This window comes from Borrelia tillae, assembly GCF_055693965.1.
This window is the reverse complement of sequence record NZ_JBTGSB010000005.1, coordinates 1-24,881: the sequence shown is the minus strand read 5'-3', so window position 1 is coordinate 24,881 and position 24,881 is coordinate 1. Positions and strand designations below refer to the sequence as shown.

The window sequence follows — 24,881 nt, the reverse complement described above, 5'->3', positions numbered from 1 at the left end:
AATTTAATTGTTAATAGTACAAAACTGAACTACAACTAAATGAACTACAAACAAAATAAACCTAAAAATTATTACTAAATTAATAATACATTTCCTAGAATTATCCTCCTAAATGCTTTATATTAATTTATATATAAATTAAAGAGGAATATAGTAATGAAAAAAACAAATTTGTTAGTACTAAATATCTGTCTTATTTTCTTTTTAACTCTCTCTTGTGAACTTAAAACATTAGACAACAAAAACGAAAAATCAAAGGAAAAATCAATATTACTGAAATCTAAAAAATTACCTGACAAAAAATCTAAAAAACGACCTACATTGTCATCAAGTCCAATACCAGGGGGAGGAGAGGTGGATATAGAAAAAGATCCCATGGCATAATAGAAGCAGAATTAGAAGAAGAAGTATTTGAGGAACAAATAGAAAAAGAAAATTTTGAAGAACAAATAGTGGAAGAAAAATTAAAAGATTTAAAACAATAAAAATTATTTGTAATCATACCTTATTATTGATTATTGCTTTAATAAGTTCATTAAAAACCATTTGCCGCCTGCCCCCCCCCTTCTTGTTTGTTGCCTTGTTTGTAATAACAGTTTGTGAAAGTTGTCATAAATAAGAAATCCCCCCTTATATCTTATTAAAGATTAAGTTAAAACTAATAACAATGAAACATTATTTTTCTTAAGTTTGAAGTTATTAATTCTGTTGAAAATATCTCTGATATCAACAATGAAACTGAAGAAGAATTCTATAATTTTAATAAAATTATAGAATTCTTATCATAAAAATCATTTGTATTTAAAAAATCCGATTTTAATAATCTTTTAATAATCTAATCAATATTATTGAATAATAAAATATTAGTTACTGCATTTTTAAATTTAGAAAGATGACTTTGTTCTAAATCTAAACCAATTCCTTGTGGTCCATCTTTTATATAATGATTATGTCCTATTCTAAAACCAGTACCCCCAATAATTATTCTTTATTTGTAATAACAAAAATAGTTCCACTGTCAAATTTTGCCAAAAATAACTTCCAGTTATTATTAAAGTTATAACCAAAATTTTTATTAGTAACATTTCCCTCTTTCATACCTAATGAAACTTCATATATCATAGCACCATTAGAATTTGAATCATGAGTATCTTGAATTTTATATTCTTTAAAAGATTTTTGATTGTCTACAGATATTTTTAATCCTGGTTTTGATTGTTGTTGTGTTTCTTCTAGTTTTGGTGTTGATTCTACTACTACTGCTACTACTGGTGTAGATGATAATGTTGAAATTGAATTTTCTGAAGGAGATTGAGTTTTGATTTTTCTAATTTTACTTGTTTATTTGAAAGTGAAGTAGCTTTAGTATTATTATCACCGCTAATTTTGGATTTTGATCATCTGTTAATTGTTCTTCATTTGATTTTTTTTAATTGATTCTTTCTTTTGTGTCTATTTTGAAGATGATTGTTGCTTTAATTGTGATTCATCTGAATTTATCTCATCTTCCTGTAGTTTTTCTTTTTGTTCATCTCATCTATTACTTTTTTTCTAAACTTTTTTGAACTTTACTATTTATTGCAGGACTATATGCATATCAATTCGGACCAAACAAAAACAAAGAATTTATACCATCAGAGAATAATCTTTATTTTAAGACACCTTTTTAAAAAAATGACTTTACCACTAAAAATTTGGAAAAGACTTATACGTACACACTATCTTTCTTAACATAAATAAACAATACAAATATCTTTGACTCCCATCATGAGACGCATAAAAAATTCTAGATTTAGTTGTATTTGTGTAGTTCATATTTAAACTTTCTTAGACGGGTGAAGATAATATAATTATCTTCACCCGTCTAAGAAAGTTTAAAGTTCTCCAAAACATCTCTTGTCAAACACATTTGTATGCCCAAAGCTTCCAATTCCATAAACACAAACTCAGGAAAAGGAAAAATACTCCTAGTCGCATCAACAATTAAAAACGACCGAAAACCCAAACGATAGGCATCAATAATCGTTTCCTTCACACAAAAGTCTAGAGCCAATCCTACTACAAACACTGTGTTAATGGAATTGATTTGGAGATAATGTAGAAGACCAGTAGATTTTTTTTTGCTAAAGTCGTTATAGAAACCACTGTAACTATCATAATTTTTATCTTGGCCTTTTCGAAAAACAGCCTTTATTTTTTTCATATTTAAATTCTTTGGGAATTCTGCTCCCCATGTATTTTGAATACAATGCTTAGTCCAACCTTTAAGATTATTTTTATTATTAAAAAAGCTTATATGATCTACAGGATGCCAATCTTTGATAGCAATAATATGTTCAAAGCAAATTTGAAGTTGATTAACCAAAGGAATAATTTCATTACCGTGAGGAACAGGAAGAGACCCTAATTTTAAAAAATCGTTTTGAATATCTACTAAAATTAATGCTGAATATTTGAAAATTGAATTTAAAAGTGTTTTTTTCATAAAGTCAAAATACCTATCAAAAAACCAACAATAATACTATTTACTTTTAAATTAAAAAGCCACACCCATAATGTTTAACCATTAGAATGTGACTTGAAGAATTACATTAAGTTGCGACTAATATTGTCGCTTAATTATTCTTAAACAGTTTAATAAGCACAACCCATAACACCTTCTAAAGAATCCATTACCACCTTAATAAGGTTTAATATCAAAAGACTATAAAACCAACCTATTCAACATAAAGGTGATTATTAAAACTTATTTTTATAAAAATCATTCCTTCTGTAAGGAAATCTCTTTTTTATAATGTCCCCCCCCCCTCATTTGAAATAAAAGTCTGAACCTATATTAAATCATATCCTAAACTTTTTGTCAATCCAAATTAAAAATTTATAACTGAAGTGCAAAAACTTCACTCACTAATTAAATTTATTCTCTTGTTACAACTTTTTCTATTAATTTTTTATATTTAGGCATCTTTTCTCTAACTTCTCTTTTGATTTCAAATTTATATTTCTCATTATTTTTGAATGACAATAAACTAAGAGTCAAATATCTCAAGAAATCTTCAGGAATTAACATAATATTTCCTACCCTAATATAACATTCTAAAACTTCTAATTTATATCTTAAATGACTCTTTGTAATCTTATAACCAAACTTACTTTTAAGAACTTCTTGTGCCTCAGAAACTTTGTAAAAAGAGTGTCCTTCTATCATTCTCATAAAATTAATTTTATACTTAATTGAACAAATAAAAACTTCAAAAACAAACACTCAATTTTATAGGTGAAAATATTGGATTTTTAAAATAACGGTCTATTATTTTAAAATAGAAGTTATACGAAAAAAATAATTAACAATTTTCAGGATTGGTTAATTCAAGTGATACTAACTTTTTTAAAAAATTTTGTATTATTTAAGATAAATGAATTCCCATGAGGAATTTCATTTACCTTCTTTTAACTCATTAGTACCAAAAGAATAGTGATATGTACTTTTGGTACACTATTAACTTTCCCTCCTCTCCATTGGGAAAGTTGTTTATTAAAAATCAATTTTATTATAAAAAAAATTCATTTTTAATAAAATCCATGAAAATATTACTATTTGAGTTTAGATCTATAACTAGAAATAACTCAATAAAAACTTATGTTTTTTCAGAAAAAACATATAAACAAAGAGACCAAAGGCTTTATTAGGAATTTTAATCTAAAGTTTCTAATAAAACCTTTGGTTGGTTTTATAATTTCTTTTTCTGAAAGAGTGATACATAAACGTATCAAACCCTAAATAAACTATACAACAATTTCTTTGATTTTCAAATGTTTTTTTTAATATGAGAAAAATAATTTTTATTTATGTGTAATATTCCTTCTTTTATCTCCAAATTTTTTAATAAGATTTCATATATATTTGTGTTTTTTAATTAACGTGCGTTTTTTCAAGGTGGTCATTAAAATAACTTGTAATGCTTGCTTGAGCATCCAGATCAATCAATAAGATGTTCGAACTTTTAGCAATGATTGTAGAGAAGAGGATGGATGAAGTACTTTTCCCAATACCACTTTTAATTGATGCAATTGTTATTATCTTTGGTTTTTTTCTATCCATTTAGTAATCATTCCTCCTTTTGGTAATTTCTTTTTATAAAACTCATATACTTGCTCTTCTAAATTTAAAACAACAGCCAGTAGTGTTTTGTAATATTCAGTTTCTACTTTATCTTTTTTGAGCAAAGAATAGAAATTTGTAAGATAGCATACAACAGTACCTGTTATGAATTTAAATTCTAAGCAAGTACACCATCGTATGGTGTAGGTTTCTTTCTTTTCTATGTTTTTGATCATTAGAGGTTTTTGCAGTTTTCTTATAGAATAATGAATTCCTAGGAAATTGTCATTTTCTTTTATGTTGAACAAATGAAATATGTATATTTTTTTTTCTTTGTTGGGTCCTGAATATTTTTTGAGTGCAATCAGAAATTTATTTTTCTGTTTTCTGTTGATACCAAAGGTGTAGAAATCATTGAATAGTTTTGTGTGGTATGTTTTTTTCCCTTTTGCTTTTTCTATTTTATCAAATATATTTTTGCTTTTCGTTTGAGATATTTCCAGTTTTAGCGATTTTGCTTTTTGTTGTAGGCGCTTTTTTAAGTTTTGCATCTTTGATTCCTTGTTTTTCTTCATTTAATATCTCTAAAATTTCATAGTAATATTGATTGTTAATTATTTTTTTGTAATTTAAATTATTTGTGTTTTTTAAGTAATTTTTTAGTGTTGGTATTAGGATTTCCATTTCTGCTCTTTGTCTTAATTGTTCTAATAGGATACTAAATATATTGTTTTTTATATTTATTTCTTTATTTTTTTGTTCGGTTTTCTTTTTATTTATATTATTTATATTATTTATATTATTTATATTATTTATATTATTTATATTATTTATATTATTTATACACTCCCATTTCTTTGCATTGCTATTTTTTGAACATAGATATTTATGTACTCTCTTATTAAATTTTTTTTCTCTTTTTTTCTTAAAGTACAAATTAATTTTATGATAGCATTTGTCTTTAGGGTATTTAAGATGATAGTAAATCTCTGTCCCATAATTTTTTCCTAGATGCTTATAGTAATTAATAGTAACTTGTAGTTCTTTTTCTAATTTGTATAAGTAACTTTGCAGTGTTTTAATTTTTATAATTTTTTGACCATTTCTTTCTAAGTTGTTATTAAAGTAATAAAGTATATTACTTTGATTATATTTTTTTAAGTTTAAATTCATATAATTAAGTGTTGATACTAAAACGACCAATTTATGTTGATGTTTGTTATATGATTGCTTTGGGTTTTTATTGTGAAATTTTTGTAAGGTTTTCAATTGATTTACTCCTTCAAAAAAAGCTATAAGCATAAGATATATGAAAAAGTGTTTTTTGTCAATGGTAACATTATTGTCTGACTATCAAATTATAAGTGGAAAAGTATATTTCTTTAAAAATAAGTGTATGTGTACATTTGATTTGTCAGTGTTTTCCCCTTGTATTTTAACAAAAATATTGCCTATTGGATTTTCTCGTTAATAATTGTATTCCCAGACTCTTTATTCCGGTAGAATGACAGGATTGTTTGATGTAGTAGGAAGAGTTGTATCTGTAAGTTTCATTGCCTTCTTTACTGTTACTAGGCTAGTGTCTACTGTTTGTCTTATTGATAGCGTTAATGTATTTAATGCCTTTGTTACTGCACTTACGATTGTTCCCTTTACTGCTTGTGTATACTCAGCCTTGTTAGCAATGCCTGCAAATTTACCTTCCTTTGCCATTGCTCTTAATGCTATTGCTCCTGCGATTGTTGCATCTTTAGGTGCTGCTGCTGCATTACCATCATTATTTTAGCTAGTTTAGCTGCGTCTCCACCTTCTTTAATCATTGCCTTTAGGATATCTGCTCCTGTTACTGCTCCTACTGCCTTTGCTGCATCTGATGCTGTCTTTGCTTCATCAGCATTAATACCTGCATCAGTAGCAAACATTTTTCCTGCCCCATCTCCAGCTGCAGCAGTTCTGTCTGTATTACCAGCATCAGCTGCCTTCTTAGCATCTCCAGCATCTGCATTTCCTTCTTTTAAGGCTATTGCTTCTACTATTTCTTTTAAGCCTTCAACCAACTTGTCAATTTCCCCTGCTGCTCCTACTGCATTCTGTTCAGCAACACCATTTGCTAAAGCTTCATCACCCCCGGTACCTTCACCTGCACTTTTTGCTCCTTTAATTAGCTTGTCTAATGTTTCTTTGACTAGTGTGTCTACTAGCTTGAGCATTAGGATTTGATGACTCTTTCATATCCTTTACTATCTTTAGTAGCTGATCTTTTGTTTTTGTTATTGAATCTTCAATACCTTTGAAAAACTTTGCTACATCTGACTTCTTTACATCTGCCTTACTACTAAACCCAAATGCTCCTGATACCATCTCTCCAAATGATGTAAATACCTCCATTGTTGTCTTTACGCTTGGAACAACTTTATTTAAAGCAAAAACATATAATATAATTACCAGCTATTATGGATTTAAAAATCGATTTTAATTTAATATTGAAAAAAGTTTTAACATTAGTTGGCGGTGTAGATTTATAAAAACAAGGGTTGTTTATTATATTTCTTAAAACTCTTAAAAGACGTTTGGGTTATGAGACTTGAAGGCGATTTATTTTAATTTTTTCATGTAGTTATCGAAATCTTTTTTAGTTTTTAGTAAGGAGTATGAGTGCATTATACCTTGTTCTGTTATGTATTTTTCTTTTCATTGATTAAATTATTTTTAAGTCCTTCTGCGATAGCTCAGTAAGTGTATACTTGTGTTCTGGCAAGCTTATAATCTTTGATAAAAGCACTAAAGTTTTTATATCCGTCTAGTTTGAATAATTTTTTGTCATTAATTTTTTTAAAATTTTCATTGCTTCTATTTTATTATAAATATCTTCTTGTAAGTTTATTCTAAGTTTTGTCTTTCTGATTCAAATTTGTTCACAAGCGAACAAATTCTTTAATGTTTAAATATTGATCTATTACTAGTAGAGATGAGACCAATGTTGAATTAGTTTTAATAGAGCTTTCTGTACTGCTTTATTTTGGATTGTGCTTATTATTTGTTTTAGTGCTTTCATTAGTTTGTCAGTTTTTTCCGACCTTTGATTCTTTGATTTATTTGGTAGCAGCCGTTGCCTCTGTTGAGGGTGTAGGTATTGGTGTTTCTGCTGTAAGGTTCATTGCATCCTTTACCTTTACTAGGCTAGTGTCTACTGTTTGCCTTATTGATAGCGTTAATGTATTTAATGCCTTTGTTACTGCACTTATTACTGCATTACTTACTGTTGTTTTATAATCATTATCAGCAGCACCATTTGGACCTGCAAATTTTCCCCCCTTTGCCATTGCTCGTAGGGCTATTGCTCCTGCTACTTCTGCATCTTTGGCACCTGCTATTTCTGCAACAGCATTATTAGCAGTATTGTTTTTAGCTAGTTTAGCTGCTTTATTATCTGCTATCATAGCCTTCAAGATATCTGCTCCTGTTACTGCTCCTACTGCCTTTGCTGCATCAACACCAGCTTTCTTTGCATTATTAGCACCAGTGTCATCAGTAGCAAATATTACACCTGCTCCTGCATTAGCAGCTCTTGCTGTAAGATTATCTGTTTCTTGCTTGTCATCACCTGCTTGGGGGTTTCCTTGATTCTTTAGAACTATGTCAACAATCTCTTTTAAACCCTTGATTAAACTGTCAACGTCCCCTGCTGTTCCTCCTGCAGCTGCACCAGCAACATTTGCTAGATCTTCACTTGCATCACCTATTGCGTCACCTGCTGTTTTTGCTCCACTAACAATCTTGTCTAATGTTTCTTTGACTAGTGTTTTTACTGCTGTCTCTACAGCTTCAGCATTAGGATTTGATGACTCTTTCATATCCTCTACTATCTTTAGTAGCTTAGTCTTTGTCTCAGTTATTGATTCTTCAATACCTTTGAAAAACTTTGCTACATCTGACTTCTTTGCTGATTCTGCCTTACTACTAAACCCAAATGCTCCTGATACCATCTCTCCAAATGATGTAAATACCCCCATTGTTGTCTTTGCTCTTGGAATAACTTTATTTAAAGCAAAAACATATAATATAATTACCAGCTATTATGGATTTAAAAATCGATTTTAATTTAATATTGAAAAAAGTTTTAACATTAGTTGGCGGTGTAGATTTATAAAAACAAGGGTTGTTTATTATATTTCTTAAAACTCTTAAAAGACGTTTGGGTTATGGGACTTGAAGGCGATTTATTTTAATTTTTTCATGTAGTTGTCGAAATCTTTTTTAGTTTTTTCCATATATTGTTTATCTTTTGTGAAAATCCATTCCATAAGGAAGCAGGTAAATTGAATATTTGTTTTGTAAAAATTCAATGCGCTTTGATTTTAAGTGGTAGTTTGAGTAGGTTGTTTGTCTTTTGCTTGAAATGAATATTCTTTTTGGATGAATCTTTTTAGTTTTTAGTAAGGAGTATGAGTGCATTATACCTTGTTCTATTATGTATTTTTCTTTTCATTGATTAAATTATTTTTAAGTCCTTCTGCGATAGCTAAGTAAGTGTATACTTGTGTTCTGGCAAGCTTATAATCTTTGATAAAAGCACTAAAGTTTTTATATCCGTCTAGTTTAAATAATTTTTTGTCATTAATTTTTTAAAATTTTCATTGCTTCTATTTTATTATAAATATCTTCTTGTAAGTTTATTCTAAGTTTTGTCTTTCTGATTAAAATTTGTTCACAAGCGAACAAATTCTTTAATGTTTAAATATTGATTATTACTAGTAGAGATGAGACCAATGTTTAATTAGTTTTAATAGAGCTTTCTGTACTGCTTTATTTTGGATTGTGCTTATTATTTGTTTTAGTGCTTTCATTAGTTTGTCAGTTTTTTCCGACCTTTGATTCTTTGATTTATTTGGTAGCAGTAGTTGTTTTGTCTGTTGATGGTGTAGGTATTGGTGTTTCTGCTGTAAGTTTCATTGCCTTCTTTACTGTTACTAGGCTACTGTCTACTGTTTGCCTTATTGAGAGCGTTAGCGTATTTAATGCCTTTGTTACTGCACTTATTACTGCATTACTTACTGTCTTGTTATACTCAGCAGCTGCACTTGGACCTGCAAATTTACCTTCCTTTGCCATTGCTCTTAATGCTATAGCGCCTGCTATTTCTGCATCTTTGGTTCTGCAACAGCATTATTAGCAGTATTGTTTTTAGCTAGTTTAGCTGCTTTATTATCTGCTATCATAGCCTTCAAGATATCTGCTCCTGTTACTGCTTCTACTGCCTTTGCTGCATCTGCTTCACCTCTTGCTGCTGCAAGAGTCTCTGCCTTCTTGTCAGTACCTGCTTCTGCATTTCCTTGTCCCTTTAGAACTATGTCAACAATTTCTTTTAAACCTTCAGCTAACTTTCCAACTTCCCCCGCTGCTCCTACTGCATTATTAGATTCAGCACCATTTGCTAGAGCTTCATCACCCCCAGTACCTTCACCTGCTGTCTTTGCTCCACTAATTAGCTTGTCTAATGTTTCTGTAGCTAGTGTGTTTACTGCTTTCTCTACAGCTTCAGCATTAGGATTTGATGACTCTTTCATATCCTTTACTATCTGTAGTAGCTTAGTCTTTGTCTCAGTTATTGATTCTTCAATACCTTTGAAAAACGCTGCTACATCTGACTTCTTTGCTGATTCTGCCTTACTACTAAACCCAAATGCTCCTGATACCATCTCTCCAAATGATGTAAATACCTCCATTGTTGTCTTTGCGCTTGGAACAACTTTATTTAAAGCAAAAACATATAATATAATTACCAGCTATTATGGATTTAAAAATCGATTTTAATTTAATTTTGAAAAAAGTTTTAACATTAGTTGGCGGTGTGGATTTATAAAAACAAGGGTTGTGTATATTTCTTAAAACTCTTAAAAGACGTTTGGATTATGGAATTTGAAGGCGATTTATTTTAATTTTTCATATAGTTGTCGAAATCTTTTTTAATTTTTAGTAAGGAGTATGAGTGCATTATACCTTGTTCTATTATGTATTTTTCTTTTCATTGATTAAATCTATTTTTAAGTCCTTCTGCGATAGCTAAGTAAGTGTATACTTGTGTTCTGGCAAGCTTATAATCTTTGATAAATGCATTAAAATTTTTATATCCGTTTAGTTTAAATAATTTTTTGTCATTAATTTCTTTTAAAATTTTCATTGCTTCTATTTTATTATAAACATCTTCTTGTAAGTTTATTCTAAGTTTTGTCTTTCTGATTAAAATTTGTTCACAAGCGAACAAATTCTTTAATGTTTAAATATTGATTATTACTAGTAGAGATGAGATCAATGTTTAATTCGTTTAATAGAGCTTTCTGTACTGCTTTATTTTGGATTGTGATTATTATTTGTTTTAGTGCTTTCATTAGTTTGTCAGTTTTTTCCGACCTTTGATTCTTTGATTTATTTGGTAGCAGCCGTTGCCTCTGTTGATGGTGTAGGTATTGAGGTGTCTGCTGTAAGGTTCATTGCTTCCTTTACCTTGACTAGGCTACTGTCTACTGTTTGCCTTATTGACAGCGTTAATGTATTTAATGCCTTTGTTACTGCACTTATTACTGCATTACTTACTGCTGTTTTATAATCAGGATTAGCATTAGCATCTGCAGTCTTAGCTAGAGCTTGTGCTTTATCTGCTATCATTGCCTTCAAGATATCTGCTCCTGTTACTGCTCCTACTGCTTTTGCTGCATCTGCTGCTGATTTCTTTGCATTAGCATCAGCAATAGCTGCATTTGTAAATATTTTGCCTGCTTCTCCATCTCCTGCTTGAGCAGCAGTTCTGTCTGTACTACCATCTTCTGCTTTCTTAGCATCTCCAGCTTCAGCATTTCCTTCTTTTAGGGCTATTGCTCCTACTATTTCTTTTAAACCTTTGATTAAAGCCTCAACTTCCCCTGCTTTTCCTCCTGCATTAGTATCAGCAACATTTGCTATAAGATCATTTGCATCACTTCCTATTGCCTCACCTGCTGTCTTTGCTCCATTAACAATCTTGTCTAATGTTTCTGTAGCTAGTGTGTTTACTGCTGTCTCTACAGCTTGAGCATTAGGATTTGATACCTCTTTCATATCAGTTACTATCTGTAGTAGCTTAGTCTTTGTGTCAGTTATTGAAGATTCAATACCTTTGAAAAACTTTGCTACATCTGACTTCTTTGCTGATTCTGCCTTACTACTAAACCCAAATGCTCCTGATACCATCTCTCCAAATGATGTAAATACCCCCATTGTTGTCTTTGCTCTTGGAATAACTTTATTTAAAGCAAAAACATATAATATAATTACCAGCTATTATGGATTTAAAAATCGATTTTAATTTAATATTGAAAAAAGTTTTAACATTAGTTGGCGGTGTAGATTTATAAAAACAAGGGTTGTGTATTTTTCTTAAAACTCTTAAAAGACGTTTGGGTTATGGGACTTGAAGGCGATTTGTTTTAATTTTTTCAATGTAGTTGTCGAAATCTTTTTTAGTTTTTTCCATATATTGTTTATCTTTTGTGAAAATCCATTCCATAAGGAAGCAGGTAAATTGAATATTTGTTTTGTAAAAATTCAATGCGCTTTGATTTTAAGTGGTAGTTTGAGTAGGTTGTTTGTCTTTTGCTTGAAATGAATATTCTTTTTGGATGAATCTTTTTAGTTTTTAGTAAGGAGTATGAGTGCATTATACCTTGTTCTGTTATGTATTTTTCTTTTCATTGATTAAATTATTTTAAGTCCTTCTGAGATAGCTAAGTAAGTGTATACTTGTGTTCTGGCAAGCTTATAATCTTTGATAAAAGCACTAAAGTTTTTATATCCGTCTAGTTTAAATAATTTTTTGTCATTAATTTTTTTAAAATTTTCATTGCTTCTATTTTATTATAAATATCTTCTTGTAAGTTTATTCTAAGTTTTGTCTTTCTGATTAAAATTTGTTCACAAGCGAACAAATTCTTTAATGTTTAAATATTGATTTATTACTAGTAGAGATGAGACCAATGTTGAATTAGTTTTAATAGAGCTTTCTGTACTGCTTTATTTTGGATTGTGCTTATTATTTGTTTTAGTGCTTTCATTAGTTTGTCAGTTTTTTCCGACCTTTGATTCTTTGATTTAGTTGCTAGCAGCAGTAGTTGCCTCTGTTGATGGTGTAGGTATTGCAGTGTCTGCTGTAAGTTTTCATTGCATCCTTTACCTTTACTAGGCTACTGTCTACTGTTTGCCTTATTGACAGCGTTAGCGTATTTAATGCCTTTGTTACTGTACTTATTACTGTGTTGTGTTATGCTCATCAGCAGCTGCACTTGGACCTGCAAATTTTCCTCCCTTACTCATTGCTCTTAATGCTATTGCGCCTGCGATTGTTGCGTCTTTTGGTGCTGCTGCTTTACCATCATTATTTTTAGCTAGTTTAGCTGCGTCTCCACCTTCTTTAATCATTGCCTTTAGGATATCTGCTCCTGTTACTGCTCCTACTGCCTTTGCTGCATCTGCACCAGCTTTCTTTGCATTATCAGCATCACCGGCATTGGCTGCATCAAATATTTTTCCTGCTTCTCCAGCTCCAGCTGCAGTTCTTGCTGTCTTACCATCTGATGCCTTATTAGCATCTCCAGCATCTGCTTTTCCTTCTTTTAGGGCTATTGCTTCTACTATTTCTTTTAAGCCTTCAACCAACTTGTCAATTTCCCCTGCTGCTCCTACTGCATTCTGTTCAGCAACACCATTTGCTAAAGCTTCATCACCCCCGGTACCTTCACCTGCACTTTTTGCTCCTTTAATTAGCTTGTCTAATGTTTCTTTGACTAGTGTGTCTACTAGCTTGAGCATTAGGATTTGATGACTCTTTCATATCCTTTACTATCTTTAGTAGCTGATCTTTTGTTTTTGTTATTGAATCTTCAATACCTTTGAAAAACTTTGCTACATCTGACTTCTTTACATCTGCCTTACTACTAAACCCAAATGCTCCTGATACCATCTCTCCAAATGATGTAAATACCTCCATTGTTGTCTTTACGCTTGGAACAACTTTATTTAAAGCAAAAACATATAATATAATTACCAGCTATTATGGATTTAAAAATCGATTTTAATTTAATATTGAAAAAAGTTTTAACATTAGTTGGCGGTGTAGATTTATAAAAACAAGGGTTGTTTATTATATTTCTTAAAACTCTTAAAAGACGTTTGGGTTATGGGACTTGAAGGCGATTTATTTTAATTTTTTCATGTAGTTATCGAAATCTTTTTTAGTTTTTAGTAAGGAGTATGAGTGCATTATACCTTGTTCTGTTATGTATTTTTCTTTTCATTGATTAAATCTATTTTTAAGTCCTTCTGCGATAGCTCAGTAAGTGTATACTTGTGTTCTGGCAAGCTTATAATCTTTGATAAAAGCACTAAAGTTTTTATATCCGTCTAGTTTAAATAATTTTTTGTCATTAATTTTTTTAAAATTTTCATTGCTTCTATTTTATTATAAATATCTTCTTGTAAGTTTATTCTAAGTTTTGTCTTTCTGATTAAAGAATTTGTTCACAAGCGAACAAATTCTTTAATGTTTAAATATTGATCTATTACTAGTAGAGATGAGACCAATGTTTAATTAGTTTTAATAGAGCTTTCTGTACTGCTTTATTTTGGATTGTGCTTATTATTTGTTTTAGTGCTTTCATTAGTTTGTCAGTTTTTTCCGACCTTTGATTCTTTGATTTATTTGGTAGCAGTAGTTGCCTCTGTTGATGGTGTAGGTATTGGTGTTTCTGCTGTAAGTTTCATTGCATCCTTTACCTTTACTAGGCTACTGTCTACTGTTTGCCTTATTGAGAGAGTTAATGTATTTAATGCTTTTGTTACTGCACTTATTACTGCATTTTTTACTGTTGCTGTATAATCAGGGGTAGCTTGATCAGGACCTGCAAATTTACCTCCCTTTGCCATTGCTCTTAGGGCTATTGCTCCTGCGATTGTTGCGTCTTTGGCATTTGCTTCTGCTGCTTTAGTAGCAGATTGAGAACCATTCTTAACCATTGCCTGCAGGATATCTGCTCCTGTTACTGCTCCTACTGCTTTTGCTGCATCTGTTCCTGTTGTTTTGGCATTTGCATTAGCAACAGCTGCATCAGTAGCAAATATTTTTCCTGCCCCCCCTCCAGCTGCAGCAGTTCTTGCTGTACCATCTGATGCCTTATTAGAGTCACCAGCATCTGCTTTTCCTTGTCCCTTTAGAACTACTTCTACTATTTCTTTTAAGCCTTCAACCAACTTGCCAACTTCCCCTGCTGCTCCTCCTGCAGTACCATCAACACCATTTGCTAGAGCCTCACTTGCATCACTTCCTATTGCTTCCCCTGCTGTTTTTGCTCCTTTAACAATCTTGTCTAATGTGTCTGTTGTAAGCTTAGTTACTGCTGTCTCTACAGCTTCAGCATTAGGATTTGATGACTCTTTCATATCCTTTACTATCTTTAGTAGCTGATCTTTTGTTTTTGTTATTGAATCTTCAATACCTTTGAAAAACGCTGCTACATCTGACTTCTTTGCTGATTCTGCCTTACTACTAAACCCAAATGCTCCTGATACCATCTCTCCAAATGATGTAAATACCTCCATTGTTGTCTTTGCGCTTGGAACAACTTTATTTAAAGCAAAAACATATAATATAATTACCAGCTATTATGGATTTAAAAATCGATTTTAATTTAATATTGAAAAAAGTTTTAACATTAGTTGGCGGTGTGGATTTATAAAAACAAGGGTTGTTTATTATATTTCTTAAAACTCTTAAAAGACGTTTGGGTTATGGGACTTGAAGGCGATTTATTTTAATTTTTTCATGTAGTTATCGAAATCTTTTTTAGTTTTTAGTAAGGAGTATGAGTGCATTATACCTTGTTCTGTTATGTATTTTTCTTTTCATTGATTAAATCTATTTTTAAGTCCTTCTGCGATAGCTCAGTAAGTGTATACTTGTGTTCTGGCAAGCTTATAATCTTTGATAAAAGCACTAAAGTTTTTATATCCGTCTAGTTTAAATAATTTTTTGTCATTAATTTTTTTAAAATTTTCATTGCTTCTATTTTATTATAAATATCTTCTTGTAAGTTTATTCTAAGTTTTGTCTTTCTGATTAAAGAATTTGTTCACAAGCGAACAAATTCTTTAATGTTTAAATATTGATTTATTACTAGTAGAGATGAGACCAATGTTTAATTAGTTTTAATAGAGCTTTCTGTACTGCTTTATTTTGGATTGTGCTTATTATTTGTTTTAGTGCTTTCATTAGTTTGTCAGTTTTTTCCGACCTTTGATTCTTTGATTTATTTGGTAGCAGTAGTTGCCTCTGTTGATGGTGTAGGTATTGGTGTTTCTGCTGTAAGTTTCATTGCATCCTTTACCTTTACTAGGCTACTGTCTACTGTTTGCCTTATTGAGAGAGTTAATGTATTTAATGCTTTTGTTACTGCACTTATTACTGCATTTTTTACTGTTGCTGTATAATCAGGGGTAGCTTGATCAGGACCTGCAAATTTACCTCCCTTTGCCATTGCTCTTAGGGCTATTGCTCCTGCGATTGTTGCGTCTTTGGCATTTGCTTCTGCTGCTTTAGTAGCAGATTGAGAACCATTCTTAACCATTGCCTGCAGGATATCTGCTCCTGTTACTGCTCCTACTGCTTTTGCTGCATCTGTTCCTGTTGTTTTGGCATTTGCATTAGCAACAGCTGCATCAGTAGCAAATATTTTTCCTGCCCCCCCTCCAGCTGCAGCAGTTCTTGCTGTACCATCTGATGCCTTATTAGAGTCACCAGCATCTGCTTTTCCTTGTCCCTTTAGAACTACTTCTACTATTTCTTTTAAGCCTTCAACCAACTTGCCAACTTCCCCTGCTGCTCCTCCTGCAGTACCATCAACACCATTTGCTAGAGCCTCACTTGCATCACTTCCTATTGCTTCCCCTGCTGTTTTTGCTCCTTTAACAATCTTGTCTAATGTGTCTGTTGTAAGCTTAGTTACTGCTGTCTCTACAGCTTCAGCATTAGGATTTGATGACTCTTTCATATCCTTTACTATCTTTAGTAGCTGATCTTTTGTTTTTGTTATTGAATCTTCAATACCTTTGAAAAACGCTGCTACATCTGACTTCTTTGCTGATTCTGCCTTACTACTAAACCCAAATGCTCCTGATACCATCTCTCCAAATGATGTAAATACCTCCATTGTTGTCTTTGCGCTTGGAACAACTTTATTTAAAGCAAAAACATATAATATAATTACCAGCTATTATGGATTTAAAAATCGATTTTAATTTAATATTGAAAAAAGTTTTAACATTAGTTGGCGGTGTGGATTTATAAAAACAAGGGTTGTGTATATTTCTTAAAACTCTTAAAAGACGTTTGGGTTATGGGACTTGAAGGCGATTTATTTTAATTTTTTCATGTAGTTATCGAAATCTTTTTTAGTTTTTAGTAAGGAGTATGAGTGCATTATACCTTGTTCTGTTATGTATTTTTCTTTTCATTGATTAAATCTATTTTTAAGTCCTTCTGCGATAGCTCAGTAAGTGTATACTTGTGTTCTGGCAAGCTTATAATCTTTGATAAAAGCACTAAAGTTTTTATATCCGTCTAGTTTAAATAATTTTTTGTCATTAATTTTTTTAAAATTTTCATTGCTTCTATTTTATTATAAATATCTTCTTGTAAGTTTATTCTAAGTTTTGTCTTTCTGATTAAAGAATTTGTTCACAAGCGAACAAATTCTTTAATGTTTAAATATTGATTATTACTAGTAGAGATGAGACCAATGTTTAATTAGTTTTAATAGAGCTTTCTGTACTGCTTTATTTTGGATTGTGCTTATTATTTGTTTTAGTGCTTTCATTAGTTTGTCAGTTTTTTCCGACCTTTGATTCTTTGATTTATTTGGTAGCAGTAGTTGCCTCTGTTGATGGTGTAGGTATTGGTGTTTCTGCTGTAAGTTTCATTGCATCCTTTACCTTTACTAGGCTACTGTCTACTGTTTGCCTTATTGAGAGAGTTAATGTATTTAATGCTTTTGTTACTGCACTTATTACTGCATTTTTTACTGTTGCTGTATAATCAGGGGTAGCTTGATCAGGACCTGCAAATTTACCTCCCTTTGCCATTGCTCTTAGGGCTATTGCTCCTGCGATTGTTGCGTCTTTGGCATTTGCTTCTGCTGCTTTAGTAGCAGATTGAGAACCATTCTTAACCATTGCCTGCAGGATATCTGCTCCTGTTACTGCTCCTACTGCTTTTGCTGCATCTGTTCCTGTTGTTTTGGCATTTGCATTAGCAACAGCTGCATCAGTAGCAAATATTTTTCCTGCCCCCCCTCCAGCTGCAGCAGTTCTTGCTGTACCATCTGATGCCTTATTAGAGTCACCAGCATCTGCTTTTCCTTGTCCCTTTAGAACTACTTCTACTATTTCTTTTAAGCCTTCAACCAACTTGCCAACTTCCCCTGCTGCTCCTCCTGCAGTACCATCAACACCATTTGCTAGAGCCTCACTTGCATCACTTCCTATTGCTTCCCCTGCTGTTTTTGCTCCTTTAACAATCTTGTCTAATGTGTCTGTTGTAAGCTTAGTTACTGCTGTCTCTACAGCTTCAGCATTAGGATTTGATGACTCTTTCATATCCTTTACTATCTTTAGTAGCTGATCTTTTGTTTTTGTTATTGAATCTTCAATACCTTTGAAAAACGCTGCTACATCTGACTTCTTTGCTGATTCTGCCTTACTACTAAACCCAAATGCTCCTGATACCATCTCTCCAAATGATGTAAATACCTCCATTGTTGTCTTTGCGCTTGGAACAACTTTATTTAAAGCAAAAACATATAATATAATTACCAGCTATTATGGATTTAAAAATCGATTTTAATTTAATATTGAAAAAAGTTTTAACATTAGTTGGCGGTGTGGATTTATAAAAACAAGGGTTGTGTATATTTCTTAAAACTCTTAAAAGACGTTTGGGTTATGGGACTTGAAGGCGATTTATTTTAATTTTTTCAATGTAGTTGTCGAAATCTTTTTTAGTTTTTTCCATATATTGTTTATCTTTTGTGAAAATCCATTCCATAAGGAAGCAGGTAAATTGAATATTTGTTTTGTAAAAATTCAATGCGCTTTGATTTTTAAGTGGTAGTTTGAGTAGGTTGTTTGTCTTTTGCTTGAAATGAATATTCTTTTTGGATGAATCTTTTTAGTTTTTAGTAAGGAGTATGAGTGCATTATACCTTGTTCTGTTATGTATTTTTCTTTTCATTGATTAAATCTATTTTTAAGTCCTTCTGCGATAGCTCAGTAAGTGTATACTTGTGTTCTGGCAAGCTTATAATCTTTGATAAATGCACTAAAGTTTTTATATCCGTCTAGTTTAAATAATTTTTTGTCATTAATTTCTTTTAAAATTTTCATTGCTTCTATTTTATTATAAATATCTTCTTGTAAGTTTATTCTAAGTTTTGTCTTTCTGATTAAAGAATTTGTTCACAAGCGAACAAATTCTTTAATGTTTAAATATTGATCTATTACTAGTAGAGATGAGACCAATGTTTAATTAGTTTTAATAGAGCTTTCTGTACTGCATTACTTACTGTCTTGTTATACTCAGCAGCTTCAGCACTTGGACCTGCAAATTTACCGTTCTTACTCATTGCTCTTAATGCTATGGCGCCTGCTATTGTTGCATCTTTTGGTGCTGTTCCTCCTGCATTACCACCAGCTGGTTCTAATGCTTTTGCTGCATCTGCTATCATAGCCTTTAGGATATCTGCTCCTGTTACTGCTCCTACTGCCTTTGCTGCATCAACACCAGCTTTCTTTGCATTAGCAGCAGCACCGGCATTGTCATTTGCAAATATTTTTCCTGCTCCATCTTGAGCTGCAGCATTTCTTGCTGTAAGATTATCTGTTCCTTGCTTGTCATCACCTGCTTCTGCATTTCCTTCTTTTAGGGCTATTGCTCCTACTATTTCTTTTAAACCTTTGATTAAATTCTCAACACCTATCCCTGCTTTTCCTTCTTTATCATTATGAGTACCAACATTTGCTAGAGCTTCATCACCCCCAGTACCTTCACCTGCTGTCTTTGCTCCACTAACAATCTTGTCTAATGTTTCTGTTGTAAGCTTAGTTACTGCTGTCTCTACAGCTTGAGCATTAGGATTTGATACCTCTTTCATATCCTTTACTATCTTTAGTAGCTGATCTTTTGTTTTTGTTATTGAATCTTCAATACCTTTGAAAAACGCTGCTACATCTGACTTCTTTGCTGATTCTGCCTTACTACTAAACCCAAATGCTCCTGATACCATCTCTCCAAATGATGTAAATACCTCCATTGTTGTCTTTGCGCTTGGAACAACTTTATTTAAAGCAAAAACATATAATATAATTACCAGCTATTATGGATTTAAAAATCGATTTTAATTTAATATTGAAAAAAGTTTTAACATTAGTTGGCGGTGTAGATGTATAAAAACAAAGGTTGTTTATTATATTTCTTAAAACTCTTAAAAGACGTTTGGGTTATGGGACTTGAAGGCGATTTATTTTAATTTTTTCATATAGTTGTCGAAATCATTTTTAGTTTTTAGTAAGGAGTATGAGTGCATTATACCTTGTTCTATTATGTATTTTTCATTGATTAAATTATTTTTAAGTCCTTCTGAGATAGCTAAGTAAGTGTATATTTGTGTTCTGGCAAGCTTATAATCTTTGATAAATGCATTAAAATTTTTATATCCGTTTAGTTTAAATAATTTTTTGTCATTAATTTTTTTAAAATTTTCATTGCTTCTATTTTATTATAAATATCTTCTTGTAAGTTTATTCTAAGTTTTGTCTTTCTGATTAAAATTTGTTCACAAGCGAACAAATTCTTTAATGTTTAAATATTGATCTATTACTAGTAGAGATGAGACCAATGTTGAATTAGTTTTAATAGAGCTTTCTGTACTGCTTTATTTTGGATTGTGCTTATTATTTGTTTTAGTGCTTTCATTAGTTTGTCAATTTTTTCCGACCTTTGATTCTTTGATTTAGTTGCTAGCAGCAGGAGTTGTTTTGTCTGTTGATGGTGTAGGTATTGGTGTTTCTGCTGTAAGTTTCATTGCATCCTTTACCTTTACTAGGCTACTGTCTACTGTTTGCCTTATTGAGAGCGTTAGCGTATTTAATGCCTTTGTTACTGCACTTATTACTGCATTACTTACCGCTGTGTTATATTCAGCAGTAGCTGCACTTGGACCTGCAAATTTTCCTCCCTTACTCATTGCTCTTAATGCTATGGCGCCTGCTACTTCTGCGTCCTTGGCACCTGCTATTGCTGCAACAGCAGCATTAGCTTGATCAGTAGTCTTAGCTAGAGTTTTTGCTTTATTATCTGCTATCATTGCCTTTAAGATATCTGCTCCTGTTACTGCTCCTACTGCTTTTGCTGCATCTGCACCAGCTTTCTTTGCTGCTGCAGCAGCACCGGCATTGTCGTTTGCAAACATTTTGCCTGCTCCATCACCAGCAACTCTGTCTGTACTACCATCTTCTGCTTTCTTGGCATCTCCAGCATCTGCTTTTCCTTGATTCTTTAGAACTATGTCAACAATTTCTTTTAAGCCTTCAACTAACTTGTCAATTTCCCCTGCTGCTCCTGCAGCTGCAGCACCAGCTGTAGCAACATTTGCTAGAGCTTCATCACCCCCAGTACCTTCACCTGCTGTCTTTGCTCCACTAACAATCTTGTCTAATGTGTCTTTGACTAGTGTGTTTACTGCTGTCTCTACAGCTTGAGCATTAGGATTTGATGACTCTTTCATATCAGTTACTATCTGTAGTAGCTTAGTCTTTGTCTCAGTTATTGATTCTTCAATACCTTTGAAAAACGCTGCTACATCTGACTTCTTTGCATCTGCCTTACTACTAAACCCAAATGCTCCTGATACCATCTCTCCAAATGATGTAAATACCTCCATTGTTGTCTTTGCGCTTGGAACAACTTTATTTAAAGCAAAAACATATAATATAATTACCAGCTATTATGGATTTAAAAATCGATTTTAATTTAATATTGAAAAAAGTTTTAACATTAGTTGGCGGTGTAGATGTATAAAAACAAGGGTTGTTTATTTTTTTTCTTAAAACTCTTAAAAGACGTTTGGGTTATGGGATTTGAAGGCGATTTATTTTAATTTTTTCATGTAGTTGTCGAAATCTTTTTTAGTTTTTAGTAAGGAGTATGAGTGCATTATACTTTGTTCTATCATGTATTTTTCTTTTCATTGATGAAATTATTTTAAGTCCTTCTGAGATAGCTAAGTAAGTGTATACTTGTGTTCTGGCAAGCTTATAATCTTTGATAAATGCACTAAAGTTTTTATATCCGTTTAGTTTAAATAATTTTTTGTCATTAATTTTTTTAAAATTTTCATTGCTTCTATTTTATTATAAATATCTTCTTGTAAGTTTATTCTAATTGTAAGTTTATTCTAAGTTTTGTCTTTAATTTTTCATAAATTTGTATATTTAAGTTGTTATTATTTGTTTTAATAGAATTATTATCATTGTCAACAATCCTTTTACTTAATTTGAATTTATTATTATTCATATAAATGATCCTGACCTTTTTTTGCAGTATGTGCAGCAATAAGCAAATTCTTTAATGCTTTTTTATAATCTGATGTATAGTCTTCTTTGTTTATATTAAAGATAATGTTTTGAGCAATTTTCTTATTTAAATTTCTCTTTCTCTTATGGAGCCGATGAAGTTAGGATTTTGTTTTAGGATATTTAGATAAAATTTATTAGAATTATTATTTTTAAATCTTGTGTTTAATATATATATGGGTAGTTTTAAATCTAGTTGGTTAATTTTAAAGTTAAGTGCGTCTAAACTTTCTACAGCCCATTTTTCAGCGGGAATTGGGGATATAACGAAGTCAGAGACAACTAGGGCGTTGATTAATGTGAAATCTAAACTTGGGTTAGTGTCAATAATTATATAATCATAATTATTTTTGACAAAATAGAGAGCGTTTTTTAATCTAGTTTCCTTAAATGGTAGATTGTCGTTGTTAAAAAAATGCAAGTTCAAATAACTGGGAATAAAATCAAAATTTTTATTTATGTGTAATATTCCTTCTTTTATCTCCAAATTTTTTAATAAGATTTCATATATATTTGTGTTTTTTAAATTAACGTGCATTTTTTCAAGGTGGTCATTAAAATAACTTGTAATGCTTGCTTGAGCATCCAGATCATCAGTAAGATGTTCGAACTTTTAGCAATGATTGTAGAGAAGAGGATGGATGAAGTACTTTTCCCAACACCACCTTTAATTGATGCAATTGTTATTATCTTTGGTTTTTTTTATCCATTTAGTAATAAAGTCTCCTTGTGATAATAATTTTGTGAAAAACACTTATGTTTATTTTATTGTATCTTTTTTAAGACAAAAACAAAAGATACTTTTGGTTGATGGTGTAGATGTATAAAAACAAAGGTTGTTTATTATATTTCTTAAAACTCTTAAAAGACGTTTGGGTTATGGGACTTGAAGGCGATTTATTTTAATTTTTTCATGTAGTTATCGAAATCTTTTTTAGTTTTTTCCATATATTGTTTATCTTTTGTGAAAATCCATTCCATAAGGAAGCAGGTAAATTGAATATTTGTTTTGTAAAAATTCAATGCGCTTTGATTTTTAAGTGGTAGTTTGAGTAGGTTGTTTGTCTTTTGCTTGAAATGAATATTCTTTTTTGGATGAATCTTTTTAGTTTTTAGTAAGGAGTATGAGTGCATTATACCTTGTTCTATTATGTATTTTTCATTGATTAAATTATTTTTAAGTCCTTCTGCGATAGCTAAGTAAGTGTATACCTGTGTTCTGGCAAGATTATAATCTTTGATAAAAGCACTAAAATTTTTATATCCGTCTAGTTTAAATAATTTTTTGTCATTAATTTCTTTTAAAATTTTCATTGCTTCTATTTTATTATAAATATCTTCTTGTAAGTTTATTCTAAGTTTTGTCTTTAATTTTTCATAAATTTGTATATTTAAGTTGTTATTATTTGTTTTAATAGAATTATTATCATTGTCAACAATCCTTTTACTTAATTTGAATTTATTATTATTCATATAAATGATCCTGACCTTTTTTTGCAGTATGTGCAGCAATAAGCAAATTCTTTAATGCTTTTTTATAATCTGATGTATAGTCTTCTTTGTTTATATTAAAGATAATGTTTTGAGCAATTTTCTTATTTAAATTTCTCTTTCTCTTATGGAGCCGATGAAGTTAGGATTTTGTTTTAGGATATTTAGATAAAATTTATTAGAATTATTATTTTTAAATCTTGTGTTTAATATATATATGGGTAGTTTTAAATCTAGTTGGTTAATTTTAAAGTTAAGTGCGTCTAAACTTTCTACAGCCCATTTTTCAGCGGGAATTGGGGATATAACGAAGTCAGAGACAACTAGGGCGTTGATTAATGTGAAATCTAAACTTGGGTTAGTGTCAATAATTATATAATCATAATTATTTTTGACAAAATAGAGAGCGTTTTTTAATCTAGTTTCCTTAAATGGTAGATTGTCGTTGTTAAAAAAATGCAAGTTCAAATAACTGGGAATAAAATCAAAATTTTTATTTATGTGTAATATTCCTTCTTTTATCTCCAAATTTTTTAATAAGATTTCATATATATTTGTGTTTTTTAAATTAACGTGCATTTTTTCAAGGTGGTCATTAAAATAACTTGTAATGCTTGCTTGAGCATCCAGATCAATCAGTAAGATGTTCGAACTTTTAGCAATGATTGTAGAGAAGAGGATGGATGAAGTACTTTTCCCAACACCACCTTTAATTGATGCAATTGTTATTATCTTTGGTTTTTTTTTATCCATTTAGTAATAAAGTCTCCTTGTGATAATAATTTTGTGAAAAACACTTATGTTTATTTTATTGTATCTTTTTTAAGACAAAAACAAAAGATACTTTTGGAAGTATTACCAGAAAATTTGTAATATGTTAAATATGTGTTATATTTAAATTCAGAGTTAAAAGGAGGCAATAATATATGAAAAAAGCAGTAAATATATTACAAGTAATTTTATTGCTAATGTTAATTATGAGCTGTGGCCAGACAGCAGCAGAAGCAGAGACAAATGACACAAAAGACAAATTTATGAAGTCTTTGGTGAGCTTGGGTACTGGATTTATGGAGGTATTTACATCATTTGGAGAGATGGTATCAGGAGCATTTGGGTTTAGTAGTAAGGCAGATGCAAAGAAGTCAGATGTAGCAAAGTTTTTCAAAGGTATTGAAGAATCAATAACAAAAACAAAAGATCAGCTACTACAGATAGTAAAGGATATGAAAGAGGTATCAAATCCTAATGCTCAAGCTGTAGAGACAGCAGTAAAAACACTAGTTACAGACACATTAGACAAGCTAATTAGTGGAGCAAAAAGTGCAGGTGATGCAATAGGAAGTGATGCAAGTGACCTGATAGCAAATGTTGGTACTCATAATGATAAAGAAGGAAAAGCAGGGATAGGTGTTGAGAATTTAATCAAAGGTTTAAAAGAAATAGTAGGAGCAATAGCCCTAAAAGAAGGAAATGCTGAAGCAGGTGATAACAAGCAAGCAAAAGATGGTAGTACAGCAAGAACTGCTGCAGCTGGAGATGGAGAAGCAGGAAAAATATTTGGAACTGGTAACAATGCCAA

28 protein-coding genes and 9 pseudogenes are annotated in these 24,881 nt (G+C 31.1%); 3 read left to right on the top strand and 34 right to left on the bottom strand.

Features of this window, described 5'->3' with window-relative positions:
* Positions 1 to 156: 156 nt before the first annotated feature.
* A complete protein-coding gene (locus tag ACWUD1_RS05730) occupies positions 157 to 384 on the top strand; it encodes a hypothetical protein (RefSeq protein WP_472757176.1) in 228 nt (75 codons plus the stop codon).
* Between the two features lie 597 nt (positions 385 to 981).
* On the opposite strand, the gene ACWUD1_RS05725 is transcribed toward ACWUD1_RS05730, so the two are convergent.
* Positions 982 to 1,122, bottom strand: a complete 141-nt coding sequence (locus ACWUD1_RS05725) for a hypothetical protein (RefSeq protein WP_472757175.1) — start codon at positions 1,120 to 1,122, stop codon at positions 982 to 984.
* A 61-nt stretch (positions 1,123 to 1,183) separates the two neighbouring features.
* On the opposite strand from ACWUD1_RS05725, the gene ACWUD1_RS05720 reads away from it, so the two are divergent.
* Positions 1,184 to 1,315, top strand: a complete 132-nt coding sequence (locus ACWUD1_RS05720; RefSeq protein ID WP_472757174.1) for a hypothetical protein — start codon at positions 1,184 to 1,186, stop codon at positions 1,313 to 1,315.
* A gap of 549 nt (positions 1,316 to 1,864) precedes the next feature.
* Here ACWUD1_RS05720 and ACWUD1_RS05715 read toward each other — a convergent pair.
* From ACWUD1_RS05715 to ACWUD1_RS05555, 33 genes and pseudogenes are all read right to left on the bottom strand, one after another.
* Positions 1,865 to 2,485, bottom strand: a complete 621-nt coding sequence (locus ACWUD1_RS05715) for an isochorismatase family protein (protein ID WP_472757173.1) — start codon at positions 2,483 to 2,485, stop codon at positions 1,865 to 1,867.
* A 432-nt stretch (positions 2,486 to 2,917) separates the two neighbouring features.
* Positions 2,918 to 3,208 (bottom strand): hypothetical protein, encoded by a 291-nt coding sequence (locus tag ACWUD1_RS05710; RefSeq protein WP_472757172.1) that lies wholly within the window; start codon positions 3,206 to 3,208, stop codon positions 2,918 to 2,920.
* 705 nt (positions 3,209 to 3,913) lie between these two features.
* Positions 3,914 to 4,102: a nucleotide-binding protein gene (locus tag ACWUD1_RS05705; protein ID WP_472757171.1), complete on the bottom strand. Its 189-nt coding sequence runs from the start codon at positions 4,100 to 4,102 to the stop codon at positions 3,914 to 3,916.
* Positions 4,078 to 4,677, bottom strand: coding sequence for a DUF226 domain-containing protein (locus tag ACWUD1_RS05700; protein ID WP_472757170.1), 600 nt, complete (start codon positions 4,675 to 4,677; stop codon positions 4,078 to 4,080). Before ACWUD1_RS05700 ends, ACWUD1_RS05705 begins: the two co-directional genes overlap by 25 nt.
* Positions 4,568 to 5,275, bottom strand: a complete 708-nt coding sequence (locus ACWUD1_RS05695; RefSeq protein ID WP_472757183.1) for a plasmid maintenance protein — start codon at positions 5,273 to 5,275, stop codon at positions 4,568 to 4,570. The genes ACWUD1_RS05700 and ACWUD1_RS05695 overlap by 110 nt, the downstream gene beginning before the upstream one ends.
* Before the next feature lie 318 nt (positions 5,276 to 5,593).
* A pseudogene (locus ACWUD1_RS05690) lies at positions 5,594 to 6,463 on the bottom strand (variable large family protein).
* 368 nt (positions 6,464 to 6,831) lie between these two features.
* Positions 6,832 to 6,930 carry a plasmid partition family protein gene (locus tag ACWUD1_RS05685; RefSeq protein ID WP_472757182.1) on the bottom strand — a complete coding sequence of 33 codons (99 nt, stop codon included), beginning with the start codon at positions 6,928 to 6,930 and terminating at the stop codon, positions 6,832 to 6,834.
* Positions 6,931 to 7,194: 264 nt separating this feature from the next.
* A complete protein-coding gene (locus tag ACWUD1_RS05680) occupies positions 7,195 to 8,115 on the bottom strand; it encodes a variable large family protein (RefSeq protein WP_472757169.1) in 921 nt (306 codons plus the stop codon).
* A gap of 207 nt (positions 8,116 to 8,322) precedes the next feature.
* Positions 8,323 to 8,406, bottom strand: a complete 84-nt coding sequence (locus ACWUD1_RS05675; protein WP_472757181.1) for a hypothetical protein — start codon at positions 8,404 to 8,406, stop codon at positions 8,323 to 8,325.
* Positions 8,407 to 8,571: 165 nt separating this feature from the next.
* The gene (locus ACWUD1_RS05670) at positions 8,572 to 8,670 is read right to left on the bottom strand and encodes a hypothetical protein (RefSeq protein WP_472757180.1); all 99 of its coding nucleotides are present in this window, start codon (positions 8,668 to 8,670) and stop codon (positions 8,572 to 8,574) included.
* A gap of 316 nt (positions 8,671 to 8,986) precedes the next feature.
* Positions 8,987 to 9,214, bottom strand: a complete 228-nt coding sequence (locus tag ACWUD1_RS05665) for a variable large family protein (RefSeq protein WP_472757168.1) — start codon at positions 9,212 to 9,214, stop codon at positions 8,987 to 8,989.
* Positions 9,215 to 9,237: 23 nt separating this feature from the next.
* Complete coding sequence (locus ACWUD1_RS05660; RefSeq protein WP_472757167.1) at positions 9,238 to 9,828, bottom strand: variable large family protein; 591 nt, start codon at positions 9,826 to 9,828, stop codon at positions 9,238 to 9,240.
* 299 nt (positions 9,829 to 10,127) lie between these two features.
* Entirely contained in the window at positions 10,128 to 10,367 is a 240-nt protein-coding gene (locus ACWUD1_RS05655; protein WP_472757166.1) for a chromosome replication/partitioning protein, read from the bottom strand.
* Between the two features lie 161 nt (positions 10,368 to 10,528).
* Positions 10,529 to 11,338: pseudogene (locus tag ACWUD1_RS05650) on the bottom strand (variable large family protein); the annotation flags it as partial.
* Positions 11,339 to 11,540: 202 nt separating this feature from the next.
* Entirely contained in the window at positions 11,541 to 11,645 is a 105-nt protein-coding gene (locus tag ACWUD1_RS05645) for a hypothetical protein (protein WP_472757165.1), read from the bottom strand.
* A gap of 188 nt (positions 11,646 to 11,833) precedes the next feature.
* Positions 11,834 to 11,962, bottom strand: coding sequence for a plasmid partition family protein (locus ACWUD1_RS05640; RefSeq protein WP_472757179.1), 129 nt, complete (start codon positions 11,960 to 11,962; stop codon positions 11,834 to 11,836).
* Positions 11,963 to 12,233: 271 nt separating this feature from the next.
* Positions 12,234 to 13,121, bottom strand: a pseudogene (locus ACWUD1_RS05635) (variable large family protein); the annotation flags it as partial.
* 345 nt (positions 13,122 to 13,466) lie between these two features.
* A pseudogene (locus ACWUD1_RS05630) lies at positions 13,467 to 13,633 on the bottom strand (chromosome replication/partitioning protein); the annotation flags it as partial.
* A gap of 195 nt (positions 13,634 to 13,828) precedes the next feature.
* Positions 13,829 to 14,728, bottom strand: a complete 900-nt coding sequence (locus ACWUD1_RS05625) for a variable large family protein (RefSeq protein WP_472757164.1) — start codon at positions 14,726 to 14,728, stop codon at positions 13,829 to 13,831.
* A 345-nt stretch (positions 14,729 to 15,073) separates the two neighbouring features.
* A pseudogene (locus tag ACWUD1_RS05620) lies at positions 15,074 to 15,240 on the bottom strand (chromosome replication/partitioning protein); the annotation flags it as partial.
* Positions 15,241 to 15,435: 195 nt separating this feature from the next.
* On the bottom strand, positions 15,436 to 16,335 hold the full coding sequence (locus tag ACWUD1_RS05615; protein WP_472757164.1) for a variable large family protein: 900 nt from the start codon (positions 16,333 to 16,335) through the stop codon (positions 15,436 to 15,438).
* Positions 16,336 to 16,677: 342 nt separating this feature from the next.
* Positions 16,678 to 16,844 (bottom strand): annotated as a pseudogene (locus tag ACWUD1_RS05610) (chromosome replication/partitioning protein); the annotation flags it as partial.
* A 194-nt stretch (positions 16,845 to 17,038) separates the two neighbouring features.
* Positions 17,039 to 17,926 (bottom strand): annotated as a pseudogene (locus ACWUD1_RS05605) (variable large family protein); the annotation flags it as partial.
* Between the two features lie 196 nt (positions 17,927 to 18,122).
* Positions 18,123 to 18,269, bottom strand: a complete 147-nt coding sequence (locus ACWUD1_RS05600) for a hypothetical protein (protein ID WP_472757163.1) — start codon at positions 18,267 to 18,269, stop codon at positions 18,123 to 18,125.
* Between the two features lie 179 nt (positions 18,270 to 18,448).
* Complete coding sequence (locus tag ACWUD1_RS05595; RefSeq protein WP_472757162.1) at positions 18,449 to 18,565, bottom strand: plasmid partition family protein; 117 nt, start codon at positions 18,563 to 18,565, stop codon at positions 18,449 to 18,451.
* Positions 18,566 to 18,681: 116 nt separating this feature from the next.
* Positions 18,682 to 19,491, bottom strand: a complete 810-nt coding sequence (locus tag ACWUD1_RS05590; protein ID WP_472757161.1) for a variable large family protein — start codon at positions 19,489 to 19,491, stop codon at positions 18,682 to 18,684.
* 207 nt (positions 19,492 to 19,698) lie between these two features.
* Positions 19,699 to 19,926 carry a chromosome replication/partitioning protein gene (locus ACWUD1_RS05585; RefSeq protein WP_472757178.1) on the bottom strand — a complete coding sequence of 76 codons (228 nt, stop codon included), beginning with the start codon at positions 19,924 to 19,926 and terminating at the stop codon, positions 19,699 to 19,701.
* 264 nt (positions 19,927 to 20,190) lie between these two features.
* Positions 20,191 to 21,108, bottom strand: a pseudogene (locus ACWUD1_RS05580) (variable large family protein); the annotation flags it as partial.
* 256 nt (positions 21,109 to 21,364) lie between these two features.
* On the bottom strand, positions 21,365 to 21,559 hold the full coding sequence (locus tag ACWUD1_RS05575; protein ID WP_472757177.1) for a plasmid partition family protein: 195 nt from the start codon (positions 21,557 to 21,559) through the stop codon (positions 21,365 to 21,367).
* Between the two features lie 52 nt (positions 21,560 to 21,611).
* On the bottom strand, positions 21,612 to 21,752 hold the full coding sequence (locus ACWUD1_RS05570; protein ID WP_472757160.1) for a hypothetical protein: 141 nt from the start codon (positions 21,750 to 21,752) through the stop codon (positions 21,612 to 21,614).
* Positions 21,745 to 22,501, bottom strand: a pseudogene (locus ACWUD1_RS05565) (ParA family protein). The gene ACWUD1_RS05570 and the pseudogene ACWUD1_RS05565 overlap by 8 nt, the downstream one beginning before the upstream one ends.
* Before the next feature lie 207 nt (positions 22,502 to 22,708).
* Positions 22,709 to 23,284, bottom strand: coding sequence for a chromosome replication/partitioning protein (locus tag ACWUD1_RS05560; protein ID WP_472757159.1), 576 nt, complete (start codon positions 23,282 to 23,284; stop codon positions 22,709 to 22,711).
* 126 nt (positions 23,285 to 23,410) lie between these two features.
* Positions 23,411 to 24,055 (bottom strand): ParA family protein, encoded by a 645-nt coding sequence (locus ACWUD1_RS05555; RefSeq protein ID WP_472757158.1) that lies wholly within the window; start codon positions 24,053 to 24,055, stop codon positions 23,411 to 23,413.
* A 173-nt stretch (positions 24,056 to 24,228) separates the two neighbouring features.
* Between ACWUD1_RS05555 and ACWUD1_RS05550 the strand changes: the two genes are divergently transcribed.
* Positions 24,229 to 24,881, top strand: a 653-nt coding sequence (locus ACWUD1_RS05550; RefSeq protein WP_472757157.1) for a variable large family protein, incomplete at its 3' end; no start/stop codon positions are given.